Annotated in this window: 10 protein-coding genes; all 10 read left to right on the top strand. The window is 72.2% G+C overall.

All coding sequences use genetic code 11. From position 1 onward, the window contains the following. Nucleotides 1–2,031, top strand: coding sequence for a GTP-binding protein (locus PV963_RS15890; RefSeq protein WP_274816388.1), 2,031 nt, complete (start codon nucleotides 1–3; stop codon nucleotides 2,029–2,031). A gap of 227 nt (nucleotides 2,032–2,258) precedes the next feature. Next, on the top strand, nucleotides 2,259–2,735 hold the full coding sequence (locus PV963_RS15885; RefSeq protein WP_274816387.1) for a single-stranded DNA-binding protein: 477 nt from the start codon (nucleotides 2,259–2,261) through the stop codon (nucleotides 2,733–2,735). 278 nt (nucleotides 2,736–3,013) lie between these two features. Then, nucleotides 3,014–4,423 (top strand): Cys-Gln thioester bond-forming surface protein, encoded by a 1,410-nt coding sequence (locus PV963_RS15880; protein ID WP_274816385.1) that lies wholly within the window; start codon nucleotides 3,014–3,016, stop codon nucleotides 4,421–4,423. A gap of 63 nt (nucleotides 4,424–4,486) precedes the next feature. Then, on the top strand, nucleotides 4,487–4,927 hold the full coding sequence (locus PV963_RS15875) for a GNAT family N-acetyltransferase (protein WP_274816383.1): 441 nt from the start codon (nucleotides 4,487–4,489) through the stop codon (nucleotides 4,925–4,927). Nucleotides 4,928–5,090: 163 nt separating this feature from the next. After that, a complete protein-coding gene (locus tag PV963_RS15870; RefSeq protein WP_274816381.1) occupies nucleotides 5,091–6,536 on the top strand; it encodes a hypothetical protein in 1,446 nt (481 codons plus the stop codon). A 29-nt stretch (nucleotides 6,537–6,565) separates the two neighbouring features. Further along, entirely contained in the window at nucleotides 6,566–7,603 is a 1,038-nt protein-coding gene (locus PV963_RS15865; RefSeq protein WP_274816380.1) for a glutamate ABC transporter substrate-binding protein, read from the top strand. Nucleotides 7,604–7,651: 48 nt separating this feature from the next. Continuing rightward, on the top strand, nucleotides 7,652–8,986 hold the full coding sequence (locus tag PV963_RS15860) for a hypothetical protein (RefSeq protein ID WP_274816379.1): 1,335 nt from the start codon (nucleotides 7,652–7,654) through the stop codon (nucleotides 8,984–8,986). Between the two features lie 17 nt (nucleotides 8,987–9,003). Further along, nucleotides 9,004–11,547, top strand: a complete 2,544-nt coding sequence (locus PV963_RS15855) for a serine/threonine-protein kinase (RefSeq protein WP_274816377.1) — start codon at nucleotides 9,004–9,006, stop codon at nucleotides 11,545–11,547. 3 nt (nucleotides 11,548–11,550) lie between these two features. Beyond that, nucleotides 11,551–13,035, top strand: coding sequence for a PP2C family serine/threonine-protein phosphatase (locus tag PV963_RS15850; protein WP_274816375.1), 1,485 nt, complete (start codon nucleotides 11,551–11,553; stop codon nucleotides 13,033–13,035). Nucleotides 13,036–13,135: 100 nt separating this feature from the next. After that, nucleotides 13,136–14,482, top strand: a complete 1,347-nt coding sequence (locus PV963_RS15845) for a vWA domain-containing protein (protein ID WP_274816373.1) — start codon at nucleotides 13,136–13,138, stop codon at nucleotides 14,480–14,482. Nucleotides 14,483–14,502: the final 20 nt, after the last annotated feature.

The raw sequence follows: 14,502 nt of genomic DNA, 5'->3' as shown, positions 1-14,502 counted from the left end.
GTGACCGCCGTCACTGACCAGGACCACACCGAGCGCTCCGACCAGCCGGGCGACGCGGACAAGGCGAGAGCCGCCGAGAACCCATCGGCGAAGGCCCTCGAGAGCGCATCCCAGAGCGCAGCCCAGCGCGACTCCGAGAGCGCATCCCAGAGCGCCCCCGAGAACGTCTCCGGGGGCGAGAGCGCGGATGACGCCCACGCGCGCGTGCCGGGCGGCGACTCCTCCTCCCGTACGGATCCCCGTGCGGATCCCCGTGCGGATCCCCGTACGGATCCCCGTACGGATCCCCGTACAGACTCCCGTGCGGACTCCGGTACGGATCCCCGTACGGACTCCTCGGTCGCCTGGGACGACGGGCTCATCGCACGGCGGGTCGACGAGGCCACCGCAACACACCAGTACGCCGTGCTCGACAGCCGTACCGCCGTCCCGCCGACGGTGTCCCCGCTGGTGTACGACGGGCCGCTGCGTTCCCGGCTGGAGGCGCTGCGCGAACTGGTGGGGCTCTCCCGCACCCGGCTGGACAGCCGGACGCTGGCGGAGGCGGGCCGGGTGCTCGACGAGGCGTCCGCGCGGCGCAGGCTCTCCGGGCAGCACACCGTCGTCGCCATCGCGGGCGCCACGGGCAGCGGCAAGTCGCAGCTGTTCAACGCGCTCGCCGGGGTGGCCATCTCGGAGACGGGAGTACGCCGTCCCACCACCGCGGCGCCCATCGCGTGCAGTTGGAGCGACGGGGCCGCGAGCCTCATCGAACGGCTCGGCATCCCGCCCCGGCTGCGCCGGCGTCCGCTGCCGACCGGGGACGGGGAGTCCCAGCTGCGCGGACTCGTCCTCATCGACCTGCCCGACCACGACTCCGCGGCCGTACAGCACCGCGAGCACGTGGACCGCATCCTGGCGCTCGTCGACGCGGTCATCTGGGTCGTCGACCCGGAGAAGTACGCCGACGCCGTCCTCCACGAGCGCTATCTGCGGCCGATGGCGGCCCACGCGGAGGTCATGTTCGTCGTCCTCAACCAGATCGACCGGCTGCCCGCGGAGGCCGCCGAGCAGGTCCTCGACGATCTGCGGCGGCTGCTCGACGAGGACGGCATCGCCCTCGGCGAGTACGGCGAACCGGGTACGACCGTGCTCGCGCTGTCCGCGCTCACCGGCGACGGCGTCGGTGAGCTGCGGGAGGCGCTCGGCCAGTTCGTCGCGGAGCGCACGGCGCCGGCCCGCCGTATCTCGGCCGACGTGGACATCGCGGCGGCGCGGCTGTGGCCCGTCTACGCCACCCGGCGGCGGACCGGGCTCAGTGAACAGGCCCGGGAGGAGTTCGCGGACCGGCTCGCGGACGCGGTGGGCGCCACGGCGGCGGGCGAGGCCGCCGAACGCGCGTGGCTGCGCAACGCCAACCGCGCCTGTGGTACGCCCTGGCTGCGGTTGTGGCGCTGGTATCAGGACCGCGGCGAGCCCGCCACGGGGCGGCTCCCCTCGCGCACGCAGGCCGATGAGGAGGCCACCGCACGGCAGCGGGTCGAGCAGGCGGTACGGACGGTGGCCGACCGGGCCTCGGCCGGCCTGCCCGCGCCCTGGGCGCTGGCGGTGCGCGAGGCGGCCGTCCGCGGCTCCCAGGGGCTGCCCGAGGCGCTGGACGAGCTGAGCGTGCGCGCGGGAGTGCCGACGGGGCGGCCACCGCGGCCGGGGTGGTGGCCGGTGGCCGTGCTGTCCCAGGCGTCCATGACGATCCTGCAGTTCCTGGGCGGCCTGTGGCTGCTGGGCCAGATCGTCGGGGTCATGTCGCCGAACCTGGGCGTGCCGGTGCTGCTGATGGTGATCGGCATCGTCGGCGGCCCGCTCATCGAGTGGAGCTGCCGGATGGCGGCGCGGGGGCCGGCCCGCCGCTACGGCCTCGAGGCGGAACGCCGGTTGCGGGAGGCGGCTGCCGGGTGCGGGAGGGCCCGGGTGCTGGATCCGGTGGCGGCGGAGCTGCTGCGGTATCGGGAGGTTCGGGAGCAGTACGGGAGGGTGGTGCGGGTGGGGAGGTGACGCCGGGGCCGGGACGGTGACTCCGTGGGGCGCGGCGGTTATGTCGGGCCGCAGATGTCATTCGGCGTCACCCGTCCGGGTGGCGGCGTTGTCCACAGGCGGCCGGTGGTCCACGGCGCTCAGCGGGCTCGGCCCGGCGGCGGCAGTCTGGCAGACACAGCCGTACGGGACGGGCCCGTACGCATGTCGGCCCGGTGTCGCACGTCCGGGCGAGGGAGGGGTTCGCGATGAACGAGACGATGGTCTGCGCGGTCGGCAGGGTGGCGACGCAGCCGGTGTACCGGGAGATGGCGTCCGGCCCGTCGGCGAGGTTCCGGATGGCCGTGACCGCCCGCTACTGGGACCGCGAGAAGAACATGTGGACGGACGGGCACACCAACTTCTTCACGGTGTGGGCCAATCGCCAGCTCGCCACGAACGCGGCGGCGTCGCTGACGGTGGGCGAGCCCGTGATCGTCCAGGGCAGGCTGAAGGTGCGGACCGACGTGCGCGAGGGGCAGAGCTGGACCTCGGCTGACATCGACGCGGTAGCGATCGGTCACGACCTGGCCTGGGGCACCTCGGCGTTCCGCCGCGCAGGCAAGTCGGAGACGGCGTCCTCGCCGACGCAGCCGGAACCCAACTGGGAGACCCCGCCGGGTGGTTCGCCGGATCCGACGGACGCCGCCTCGCAACAGCCCCCGGAACCAGCCGTATTGACGTGACGTCAATCACCCGCCCGCCTGCCCGGACTGCGGCTTATCGGCGAGTGTGCACCGAAAATCGGCGGTGGACTTGTCGATAAGCCCTGCTCACAAGGGGTCTTGGCGATAACGATTCCGAGTCGGATCACTCGTCCGACCGTCTCACCGGCGAGCGGCGTCCGCCGCATACCTAGGATGCCGGGCATGGCTCTCGGGGCTCCTGCGGCCTGCGAGGCTTCTGATTCTGCAGGTGGGACCGTACCCCCCACATCGACGGGTCCTGCTCGAAGGGGAATTTGGTGTTTGCTTCGTTCTCTGCGGTGTTCGTACGCAGGCGAGGGGCTGCCCGCCTCGGCGCCGCGACGCTCGTGTCCGGGCTCGTCGCCGCGGGCGTGCTGGCCGGCGCCGGCCAGGCGACCGCCGAGGAGACCACGGGGAGTCAGGGCGGGGCGACGGCGACGACAGCCGGGCTCAAGACGTACGGCACCGCGGTGATACACGGCGACACCGGGGACCAGCAGGTGTCGGCGGGCCTGTTCGAGATGTCCGTCGAGGGCGGCGGCATGCTCCAGACGTACTGCGTCGACCTGCACAACCCGACGCAGCGGGACGCCGAGTACCACGAGACGCCCTGGAGCGGCACGTCCCTGGGCGCCAACAAGGACGCCGGCCGGATCCGCTGGATCCTTCAGAACTCCTACCCGCAGGTGAACGACCTCGCGGCGCTGGCGCGGAAGGCGGGCGTCCGTGGCGCGCTGACCGAGCAGGACGCGGCGGCCGGCACGCAGGTGGCGATCTGGCGGTACTCGGACGACGTGGCCGTCGACGCCCTCGACCCGCAGGCCGAGCAGCTCGCGGACTACCTGGAGAAGAACGCCCGGAGCCGGCCCGAGCCCCGGGCCTCGCTCACCCTCGACCCGCCGGCGGTCTCCGGCCGGCCGGGGGAGCGGCTGGGCCCGGTGACGGTGCACACCAACGCCCGCAGCGTGACGGTGAGTCCGCCCGCGGACGCCGCCACGAGCGGGGTCCGGATCGTCGACAGGCAGGGCAAGGCCGTCACCTCCACGTCCGACGGCGGGCAGGTGTTCTTCGAGGTGCCCGAGGACGCGGCGTCCGGCACGGCAGAACTGACCGTGCAGGCCTCGACGACCGTGCCCGTCGGCCGTGCCTTCGCCTCCGAGAGCCGGAGCCAGACGCAGATCCTGGCCGGTTCCAGTGAGTCGACGGTGTCGGCCACGGCGGGGGCGACGTGGGCGAAGCAGGGCGCGATCCCGGCACTGTCGGCGGCGAAGAACTGCGCCGAGGGCGGTGTGGACATCATCGCCTCCAACAAGGGCGACGAGCCGTTCACCTTCGAACTGGCGGGCTTTGAGCACACCATCGCCGCGGGCGAGTCCCGAACGGTGACGGTCCCGCTCCAGGAGGACCAGGCGTACGACTTCACGATCCACGCCCCGGGCGGCTTCACCCAGCGCTTCACCGGCATGCTGGACTGCCGGATCCAGGGCAGCGAGACCGGCCCGGCCACACAGACCCTCAGCGAACCGAGCCCGGCCTCGGTGGACGGCGCGGCCACGGACACCAACCTCGCCGAAACCGGCGGCTCCGGAGTCACCCCCCTCATCGCCGGCATCGCCATCGCCCTGGTCGTGATCGGCGGAACGACCCTGATCGTGCTGCGCCGCAGGGGGACACCGACGGGGGACTGACGCTGACGCTCGTGCTCCGCTGAAGGCCATTGCCCAGGCAGGCCCTCGTCCTAGGCTCAGCCCATGAAGATCACGGTACGGGCGGCGGCCGAGGCCGACCTGGCAGCACTACTGGCCCTCTACGGCGAACTGAACCCGGACGATGCGCCGTTGTCCCAAGCGTCGGCAGACGCCGTCTGGGCGGCCATGTCCGGGCAGCAGGGGCGGACCGTCCTGGTCGCCGAGGCCGACGGTGCCGTGGCGGGGACGGCGGACTGCATCGTGATGCCGAATCTCACCCGCGGCGGTCGGGCCGTCCTGTTCGTGGAGAACGTGGTGGTGGCCGGCCGCTTCCAGCGGCGGGGCGTCGGGCGTCGGCTGATGGAGGCGGCCGTGCGGCTGGGGGAGTCGGCCGGCTGCTACAAGGTGCAGTTGCTGGCAGCGGACGACGAGTACGTCCACAGCTTCTACGAAGCGTGCGGCTTCAAGGCGCTGGCGCAGGGATTTCGCCGCTACGTGGAGTAGCCGCGCGTTTCCCCGACGGGAACCGAACCGATGCCCCCGGCGTGTTTCTGGGCAAGGGGTGGTGCCTCGCGCTGCGATCAGATCAAGATCGAGGCAAGGCCGGTGCGGATGTCAGTGCCGGAAGGGATACTTGCGGCGACGGATGACCATGGGGGAGGTCACAGTGACACACCTGCCGACGAGCAGCACACCACCAACGGGCCCGGGCCTGCCCACCCTCCCGGCCGTACCGGCCCAACCGGCGCCACCGGCGCAGCCGGGCCAAGCGCCTCACGGCCGTGCGGAACCTCAGCCCCGGCGTACCGCCTTCGCCGAGGGACTGGACCAACTCCGCGCCGCCGCCACCACAGAGCCCGGCCGCCTCCGTATCATCGGCGCGCTCCTCGCGCTCCTCGTCGTCGCCTTCGGCGCCGTCACCGCCTGGCAGATGACCGACCGCGCGGCCGCCGCCGACGACGTGCTCACCAGCAGTCAGCCCCTCAGTTCGGACGCGGCCGACATCTACCGCTCCCTCGCGGACGCCAACACGGCCGCCTCCAGCGGTTTCCTCGCCGGCGGTCAGGAGACGGCAGCCTCCCGCGACCGCTACGAGAAGGACATCCGCACGGCCGCGGAGAAACTCGTCAACGCCGCCGCCAACTCGGACCCGGACTCCCCTTCCGCGGCGACCATCGCCAAGCTCAACAGACTCCTCCCGGAGTACAAGGGCCTGGTCGAGCGCGCGCGCACCTACAACCGCCAGGGCTTCCCGGTCGGCGGCGCCTACCTCCGCTACGCCAACGAGAAGATGCAGCAGCAGATGCTCCCGGCGGCGGAGGACCTGTACAAGAAGGAGAACCAGCGCCTGCGCGCCGACTACGCGGACGCCACGCCCTACCCCTGGGCCGCCATCGCCCTCGGCATCGCCGCCCTGGCCGCCCTCGCCTGGGCCCAGCACCGCAACTACCAGCGCACGAACCGGGTCCTGAACCACGGCCTGGTCGCCGCGACGGCCACCGCGACGGTGGTCCTCCTCTGGCTGGTCGTCGGCCACAGCCTCGCCCGCGCGGGCCTGAACGACTCCTACGACCACGGCGTCCGCTCCCTGAACGTGCTGCACGACGCCCGTATCGCCTCCCTCAAGGCAAGGGGCAACGAGAACCTGACCCTGGTGGCCCGCGGCGCCGAGACGAAAAAGGTCGGCAAAAAGACCTATGACGCCTACGACTACGACTTCCGCACGGACATGAGCGCCCTGGGCAAGCATCTGACGGCCGCCGGGAAGCTCGCCGACGACGCATCGGGCGAAAACCCCGTCACCGCCGCCGTCGGCAACATGACGGAGTGGAAGGAGCGCCACACGGCGGCCCGCGACCAGGACGAGAAGGGCAACTACCAGCAGGCGCTGGACATGGTCATCGGCACCGAGAACACGACCGGCGAGTGCTTCGACAACGTCGACGACAATCTGCGCACGGCACTCGCCCACGAGGAAACCGAGTTCAAGCGCGCGGCCGATGACGGCCGGGACGCCCTGACGGGCCTGTCGGCAGGCGCGGCCGTCCTCGCGGTGCTCGGCGCCGCGGGCGCGGTGCTGGGCATCGGCCGCAGGCTGTCGGAGTACCGATGAACGTGACACGGGTGAAAGGGGGCGCGACCATGCGAGCACGACGTCTGCGGGCCAGTCTGAAGGGCTGGGGCGGGGTGGCCGCGATGGCGGTCGTCTGCGCCCTGGTGGCCGTCTTCGCACTGTGCGTCCCGCTGTCCGGATCGCGGACCGTGGACGGCCAGGCCGTCGCCCAGTCGGCCCGGGTCAATGCCGAGAAGGCCGAAGAGGACTGCGAGGCCCCGGAGAAGCAGACGCTGTCGCCCTCCTCCGCAGACGGCGACACCATCCAGGCGATCAAGAACCGCAAGGGCGAGAAGCGCAAGCTGATCGTCGGCGTCGACCAGAACAGCTACCGCTGGGGCTACCGCAACCCCAACAGCGGAAAGACCGCGGAGCTCGAGGGCTTCGACATCGACCTGGTCCACCGCATCGCCGAGGACATACTCGGCGACCCGAAGGCGGTCCAGTTCAAGGCGATCCCCACCGACCAGCGCATCCCGGCGATCCAGGACGGCCGCGTGGACATGGTCGTCCGCACGATGACGATCAACTGCGATCGCATCAAGGACGTCGCCTTCTCCGCGCCCTACTTCAAGACGGGACAGCAGGTCCTGGCCCCCAAGTCCTCGCCGGTCAAGGGCTATGACGACACGCTCGCCGACAAGAGGATCTGCACGGCGGCGGGCTCCACGGCGTACTCCACGCTGGAAGCGGACAAGAAGGACGGCAAACTCCCCGCCACCACCGACATCTCCAAGACGGTGCCGAACCAACTCGACTGCCTGGTCAGGCTCCAGCTCGGTGAAGCCGACGCGGTGGTCACCGACGGCGCGCTCGCCGCGAGCCAGGCGGCACAGGATCCGACGGTCCAGCTCAAGGGTGACGCCTTCACTGCCGAGTACTACGGCGTGGCGATGAAGAAGGACGCCGACGACCTGGTACGCCGGGTCAACCAGATCCTGGTGGACTACCGCAAGGACACCGCGAACGGCTGGCAGGCGTCGTACGACAAATGGCTGTCGGCGACACTGGGCAAGGATTCGGAGAAGTCGGAACCACCGGCACCGCAGTACCTCCGCACGACCTGACAACTGCACCGACCCCCCAACCGGCACAACCGCAGCGAGAGGTGATCGATGGGCGTCACGGGATCCACCGGGCCGGTGATGGACCGGGACGAGGTGGACCGTGCGCTGGCGCGGCTCGGCGCGGAGCACGAGGCGGTCGAGACCTCGCTCCTCGCCCTCCAGGACCACGCGGGCCGCAGACTCCTGGAGGGCGCCGAGCTCACCGGCGTCACCCAGGAGCGCTGGACGTCCACGGAGGCGTCGATCACGCTGCTGTGGACGTACTTCGACGCGTACACGGCCGCCTTGCGCACCGCCCGGGAGATCCGCGCCCGCCGACGCTGGTCCAGCCGCGAGGACCTGGTGGAGCTGACGGAGCTGCTGAACGGCGAGTCGGTCACGGTCGCGGGCAGCGCCACCGCGACGGCCAACGCCCCCACGCTGCACGGCACGGGGAACAAACTCAGCGAACGCTACTCGCTCGCCACCCTCGTCGACCGGATGAACGAGCTGTACGCGGCGAGCCTGGACCTGGTCGTCGCGGCCGACGCGGTCTGGTCGGCGCTGCCGGCCCGGATCGATCTGCTGGCGGCCGAGCTCCAGCGCACCCGCCGGCTCGCGCACTCGGTCGGCGTGCGCCCCGGCGAGCACCCGGCGGGCGACGACCTGGAGCGCATCACCCGCACGCTCACGAAGCTGCGCGAGCAGGTGGTGTCGGACCCGCTGGCGTTCTGGCAGCCCGCGCAGGGCAGTTCGGCTCCGGGCGGCGGCAGGCCGGACACGACGGTGTACGACCGGGAGGCGCGCGCCCTGGAGGACGTACGCCGGGAGATCGACGCGGTTCTGACGGTGCGACAGGACGCCGAGAAGCGGATCGTCAAGCTGCGGGACGTCCTCAGCCGCGCGGACCGTACGCTCGCCGAGGCGCGCACCGCTCGCGGCGAGGTCCTCGCGAAGATCGCGGCGACGGAGGTGCCGGTCGTCAGCGGACCGCCGACCGCGTTGCAGGAGCAGCTGGCGGCGGCCGCGGAGTACCGCAGACAAGCCCAGTGGCACCGCCTGTCCCCGCTCCTGGAGTCGCTGGAGCAGAAGGCGGAGGACGAACTGCTGCGCGCCCGCGAGTCGTTGACCGCGGTCACCGCGCCCCTGGCGGTCCGCGCCGAGCTGCGCGGCCGTCTCGACGCGTACAAGGCGAAGGTCGCCCGGCACGGCTTCGCCGAGGACACGCTGCTGGTGGAGCGGTACGAGAAGGCCCGCCGCATGCTCTGGAGCGCCCCCTGCGACCTGCGCGCCGCCGAACAGGCCGTGCTGCGCTACCAGCAGGCCGCCGCGGAACTGCTCGGCGGCCCCCGGGTGCCGGACCAGGGCGTGCCGGAGGACGACCGGAGGGGGCCGGGCGCATGAGCGACAAGGGGGAGTCCATGAGTGAGGCACGCACATGTCAACGCCCCACCTGCACGGGCACCTACGAAGACGTGGGCGGCGGCGAACTGTACTGCGACACCTGCGGCCTCGCCCCGGTCGTCGCCCCGAACGGCATGGTCGGGTCACCCCCCACCGGCATCACCGCCGGCGGCAAGGGCGGCTCCCGCGGTTCGGGAGGCAGCGGCAGCTCCCGCTCCAGCAGCCGCAGTTCCCGTACGTCGTCCCAGTCGTCGAAGTCCCGCCGCTCGGTGTCGGGTCGCCTCTCGCGCTCCCTGTCGGGCAAGGCGACGGGCCGCTCGGTGTCGGTGCGCAGCTCCGGCTCCGCCGCCGGCTCCTCGTCCCGGGGCCGGCTGGGCGCCGGGCTGGTCCAGGTCCCGCCGATCCCGCGGCCCGACCCGCGCGAAATGGTCCTGGACAACCCCGAGGTGCCCGAGCGGAAGCGGTTCTGCTCGCGCTCGGACTGCGGCGCCCAGGTGGGCCGGGCGCGCGGCGACCGTCCGGGGCGTACGGAGGGGTTCTGCACCAAGTGCGGCCATCCGTACTCGTTCGTGCCGAAGCTGAAGGCCGGGGACGTCGTGCACGGCCAGTACGAGGTGGTGGGCTGCCTCGCGCACGGCGGTCTGGGCTGGATCTACCTGGCCGTCGACCGGGCGGTCTCCGACCGCTGGGTGGTCCTCAAGGGCCTGCTGGACACCGGCGACCAGGACGCGATGGCCGCGGCGATCTCCGAGCGGCGCTTCCTGGCGGAGATCGAGCACGCCAACATCGTGCGGATCTACAACTTCGTCGAGCACCTGGACCAGCGCACGGGCTCCCTCGACGGCTACATCGTCATGGAGTACGTGGGCGGCAAGTCGCTGAAGGAGATCGCCAACGCCCGCCGCACACCGCAGGGCAGGCGCGATCCGCTGCCGGTGGAGCAGGCCTGCGCGTACGGCCTGGAGGCCCTGGAGGCGCTCGGCCATCTGCACAGCCGCAACCTGCTGTACTGCGACTTCAAGGTCGACAACGCCATCCAGACCGAGGACCAGCTCAAGCTGATCGACATGGGCGCGGTGCGCAGGATGGACGACGAGGAGTCGGCCATCTACGGCACGGTCGGGTACCAGGCGCCGGAGGTCGCCGAGGCCGGTCCGTCGGTGGCGAGCGACCTCTACACCGTCGCCCGCACCCTCGCCGTCCTGACCTTCGACTTCCAGGGCTACACGAACGTCTACGCGGACTCCCTGCCCGACCCGGACAACATCGAGGTCTTCCGGCAGTACGAGTCGTTCTACCGCCTCCTGGTCCGCGCCACGGACCCCGACCCGGGCCGCCGGTTCGCCTCCGCGCAGGAGATGGCCGAGCAGCTGACCGGTGTCCTGCGGGAGGTCGTCTCCCTGCAGACGGGCCGTGCCCGGCCCGCCCTGTCCACGCTGTTCGGGCCCGAACTGCGGGTCACGGACACGGAGTTGTTCCCGAGGCTGGACGGTGAGGTGTCGCGGCTCGGGGCGAGGGTGGCGCGGAAACGGGGCCGTTCCGCGACCGCTGCGGCGCTGCCCGCTGTCCCCTCCCAACCCCACGGTGGCGCGCAACGCCTCCCCAACCCCCACAGCCTCGTCAAACCCGTCGACACCCCCGCCGCCGCCCTCGCCCTCCCCGTCCCCCGCGTCGACCCGTCCGACCCCAACGCCGGCTTCCTGGCAGGTCTGATGACCTCCGCCCCGGCCGAGCTGCTCGGCGCCCTCGCGGCGGCTCCGGCCCCGTCGATCGAGACGCGGCTGCGGCAGATCCGGGCCTGGCTGGAGACCGGAGATCCGGCCGCCGCGCTGGAGGCGCTGGTCACACTGGAGGGGGAGCGGTCCGACGACTGGCGGGTGGTCTGGTACCGGGGCGTGGCCGCGCTGGTGACGGGCGACGACGAGGGCGCCGCGCTCGCCTTCGACGCGATCTACGACGCCTTCCCCGGCGAGATCGCGCCGAAGCTGGCGCTGGGCCTGTGCGCGGAGGTGCTGGGCCAGCTCGACAACGCCGCCGAGTACTACCGGCTGGTGTGGTCGACCGACCCGAGCTATGTGAGCGCCGGGTTCGGGCTGGCCCGCGTGCAGTTGGCGACCGGGGACCGGCGCAGCGCCGTACGGACGCTGGAGTCGGTCCCGGAGTCCTCCATCCACTACACGGCCGCGCGCGTGGCCGCCGTCCGGGCGCGGTTGCGGCAACGCACGGCGACCGCCTCGGACGTACCGTTCCTGGAGGACCTCACGGCCGCCGCGGCGCAGGTCGAGGCCCTGGAGGCGTACGGTCTGGACCCGGCGCGGCGCGAGCAGTTGTCGGCCGAAGTCCTCGGCTGCGCGCTGGACTGGGTACTCTCCGGGGGCCAGGGTTCCGCCCCTCCCGCCGCCGGGGGACGGACGCTGCTCGGCAGCGGCCTGGACGAGCGGGGCCTGCGTTTCGGCCTGGAACGCTCGTACCGCACGCTGGCCAGGCTGGCGCGTGGCGGCGAGGAGAGGATCGACCTGGTGGAACGTGCCAATCGTTACCGCCCCCGGACGTGGGTGTAGTAGATGTCGCAGATGCCCCAGTTGTCCGCCTGCCCGAGTTGCGAGGAACCCCTCGAATCGGGTGACCGTTTCTGCGGCGCGTGCGGATACGACCTGTCCGCCGTGCCGGCACGGCCTCAGGACAACCCGACCATCACCATGAACGGCTCGGTGCCCGTGCAGGGCGCTCCGGCCGCCGGTGCGTATCCCGCGCCGTCGCCGTCGGTGCCACCCGCCGGTGCGGGCTGGCCCGCCCCCGGCCTGGACGGCGCGGGCGGATCGCAAGCGGCGCATCTGCCGACGGACCTTCCGGGGACGGACTCGGGCGGCTCCGCGCTGCCCCCGGACACACCCCCGCCCCCCGGCGCCCCGCCGGCCCCGGCCGCGGGCGTCCGCTTCGACCATCCGCCCCAGGCCGCGGCACATCCCCAGGCGGAGGGGCACCCCATGCCGCCCGGCGGCTACGCACCACAACCCGACGGATATCCGGCACAGTCCGAGACCTACCAGGCACAGCAGCCCGACGAGTACCTCCTCCAGGCACCGGACCCACGGGTGTCCGCCGACCCGGCGGCCCAGGCCGCGGGCGCCGGCGGCAAGGTCTGCGTGGCCTGCCGGGCCGGCCGCGTGGACGACGACGGCTACTGCGAGAACTGCGGCCACGCCCAGCCGCGCGAACGGGACCACATGGAGCAGGAGTCCGGCCCGGTGGCCGCGGTCAGCGACCGCGGCCTGCGCCACCACCGCAACGAGGACGCGTTCGCCATCGGCAGCACCGCGCTGCCGGACGGCTCACCCGCCTCCGTGGCCATCGTCTGCGACGGCGTCTCCTCGGCGACCCGCCCCGACGACGCCTCGATGGCGGCGTCGAAGGCGGCGAGCGAGGCACTGCTGGCCGCCCTGCCGCGCGGCACGCACCCGCAGCAGGCGATGCACGACGCGATCATCGCCGCCTCGCGCGCGGTCAACTCGCTCGCCGCGGAACCCGCCACGGCCCGCGAGCACGCCCCCCACCAGAACGCCCCCGCGTGCACCATCGTCGGCGCCGTGGTCACCTCGGGCCTGCTGATCGTCGGCTGGGTCGGCGACAGCCGCGCCTACTGGGTCCCGGTCGACCGGAGCGCACCCCCCGCCCGGCTCACCGAGGACGACTCGTGGGCGGCGCAGATGGTCGCCGCGGGCCTGATGAGCGAGGCCGAGGCCTACGCCGACGAGCGCGCCCACGCGATCACCGGCTGGCTCGGCGCGGACGCCTACGAACTGGAACCGCACACCGCCGCGTTCAAGCCCGACCGGCCGGGCGTGGTCGTGGTCTGCACGGACGGCCTGTGGAACTACGCGGAGGCCGCCGAGGAGATGGCCCGGGTCGTCCCGCTCGACGCCGCCGCCCACCCGCTGCACAGCGCCCGGGTGCTCGTCGGCCACGCCCTGGACGGCGGGGGCCACGACAACGTAACAGTGGCCCTCGTGCCGTTCCCGGCGGTCTCCCAGGGGGCAGGATCGGCCTGAGGCCGCGTTACGGGGATGCCTCAGCGGACCGGAGGGGACCGGTCCGCCTACCGTCATCACCCCGCTCCGGTGGGGGCTTTCGAGGGGGATCGAAGCAGGCATGGCCAATTTCTCGAAGTCGAACGTGCCCCAGTTCTCGGTGGACGTGTACCAGAACGAGTACCTGCCGGAGGGCGCCGGCGAGGTCAACGCCATCGTCACGGTGACGGCGACCGGCGGCGGCACGATCGGCACCGCGGTCTCGGCGCCCCACCTCTTCTCGCCCGGCCAGGGCCCGTCCGCGGCCGTGGCGATCATGGTCGACTGTTCCGGGTCGATGGACTACCCGGCGACCAAGATGCGCAACGCCCGCGACGCCACGGCCGCGGCGATCGACACCCTGCGCGACGGCGTGCACTTCGCCGTGATCGGCGGGACGCACGTGGCCAAGGAGGTCTACCCGGGCGGCGGGAGCCTGGCGGTCGCCGACGCCACCACCCGCGAGCAGGCCAAACGGGCGCTGCGCTCGCTCAGTGCGGGCGGCGGCACGGCCATCGGCACCTGGCTGAAACTGGCCGATCGCCTGCTGTCCTCCGCGGACGTCGCCATTCGGCACGGCATCCTGCTCACCGACGGCCGCAACGAACACGAGTCGCCCCAGGACCTGAAGGCCGCGCTCGACGCGTGCGCGGGGCGCTTCACCTGTGACGCGCGGGGCGTGGGCACCGACTGGGAAGTGAAAGAAGTCACAGGGATCGCCTCCGCCCTGCTCGGCACCGCCGACATCGTCGCCGACCCGGCCGGGCTCGCCGCCGACTTCACGCAGATGATGGAGACGGCGATGGGCAAGGAGGTCGCGGACGTCTCTCTGCGGCTGTGGACCCCGGTCGACACCACTGTGAAGTTCGTCAAGCAGGTCGCGCCCACGGTCGAGGAGCTGACCGGCCGGCGCACCGAGGCGGGCCCGCGCGCCGGCGACTACCCCCTGGGTTCCTGGGGGGACGAGTCCCGTGACTACCACGTCTGCGTCGAGGTCCCGGCCGCGAACATCGGGCAGGAGATGCTGGCGGCCCGGATCTCACTGGTCATTCCGCAGCCCGACGGCACCGTCCAGAACCTCGGCGCGCAGGGCCTGGTCCGTGCCGTGTGGACGGACGACATGGTCGCCTCGACGTCGATCAACCCCCAAGTCGCCCACTACACCGGGCAGGCCGAACTGGCGCAAGTCATCCAGCAAGGGCTCGATCTGCGCAAATCGGGAGACATGGACGGAGCAACGGCCAAACTGGGCCGGGCCGTTCAGCTCGCGAGTGCCTCCGGGAACGCCGATACTGCGAAACTGCTTGCGAAGGTGGTGGACGTGGTCGACGCCGCGACCGGTACTGTGCGACTGAAGGCGAAGGTCGAAGAGGCCGACGAGATGACGCTCGAGACCCGGTCAACCAAGACTGTTCGCGTGAAGAAGTGACCTAGAAGGAATCGAAGGAG

This window comes from Streptomyces coeruleorubidus, from assembly GCF_028885415.1.
GTDB lineage: Bacteria > Actinomycetota > Actinomycetes > Streptomycetales > Streptomycetaceae > Streptomyces > Streptomyces coeruleorubidus_A.
The sequence above is the reverse complement of the archived record's forward strand: the minus strand, read 5'-3'. Positions and strand labels throughout refer to the sequence as shown.

What these genes read in the sequence shown, in the direction of transcription:
- PV963_RS15885 (WP_274816387.1), top strand. Translation starts at nt 2,259, where the DNA reads ATGAACGAGACGATGGTCTGCGCGGTCGGCAGGGTGGCGACGCAGCCG.
- PV963_RS15845 (WP_274816373.1), top strand. Translation starts at nt 13,136, where the DNA reads ATGGCCAATTTCTCGAAGTCGAACGTGCCCCAGTTCTCGGTGGACGTG.
- PV963_RS15875 (WP_274816383.1), top strand. Translation starts at nt 4,487, where the DNA reads ATGAAGATCACGGTACGGGCGGCGGCCGAGGCCGACCTGGCAGCACTA.
- PV963_RS15855 (WP_274816377.1), top strand. Translation starts at nt 9,004, where the DNA reads ATGAGTGAGGCACGCACATGTCAACGCCCCACCTGCACGGGCACCTAC.
- PV963_RS15865 (WP_274816380.1), top strand. Translation starts at nt 6,566, where the DNA reads ATGCGAGCACGACGTCTGCGGGCCAGTCTGAAGGGCTGGGGCGGGGTG.
- PV963_RS15850 (WP_274816375.1), top strand. Translation starts at nt 11,551, where the DNA reads ATGTCGCAGATGCCCCAGTTGTCCGCCTGCCCGAGTTGCGAGGAACCC.
- PV963_RS15860 (WP_274816379.1), top strand. Translation starts at nt 7,652, where the DNA reads ATGGGCGTCACGGGATCCACCGGGCCGGTGATGGACCGGGACGAGGTG.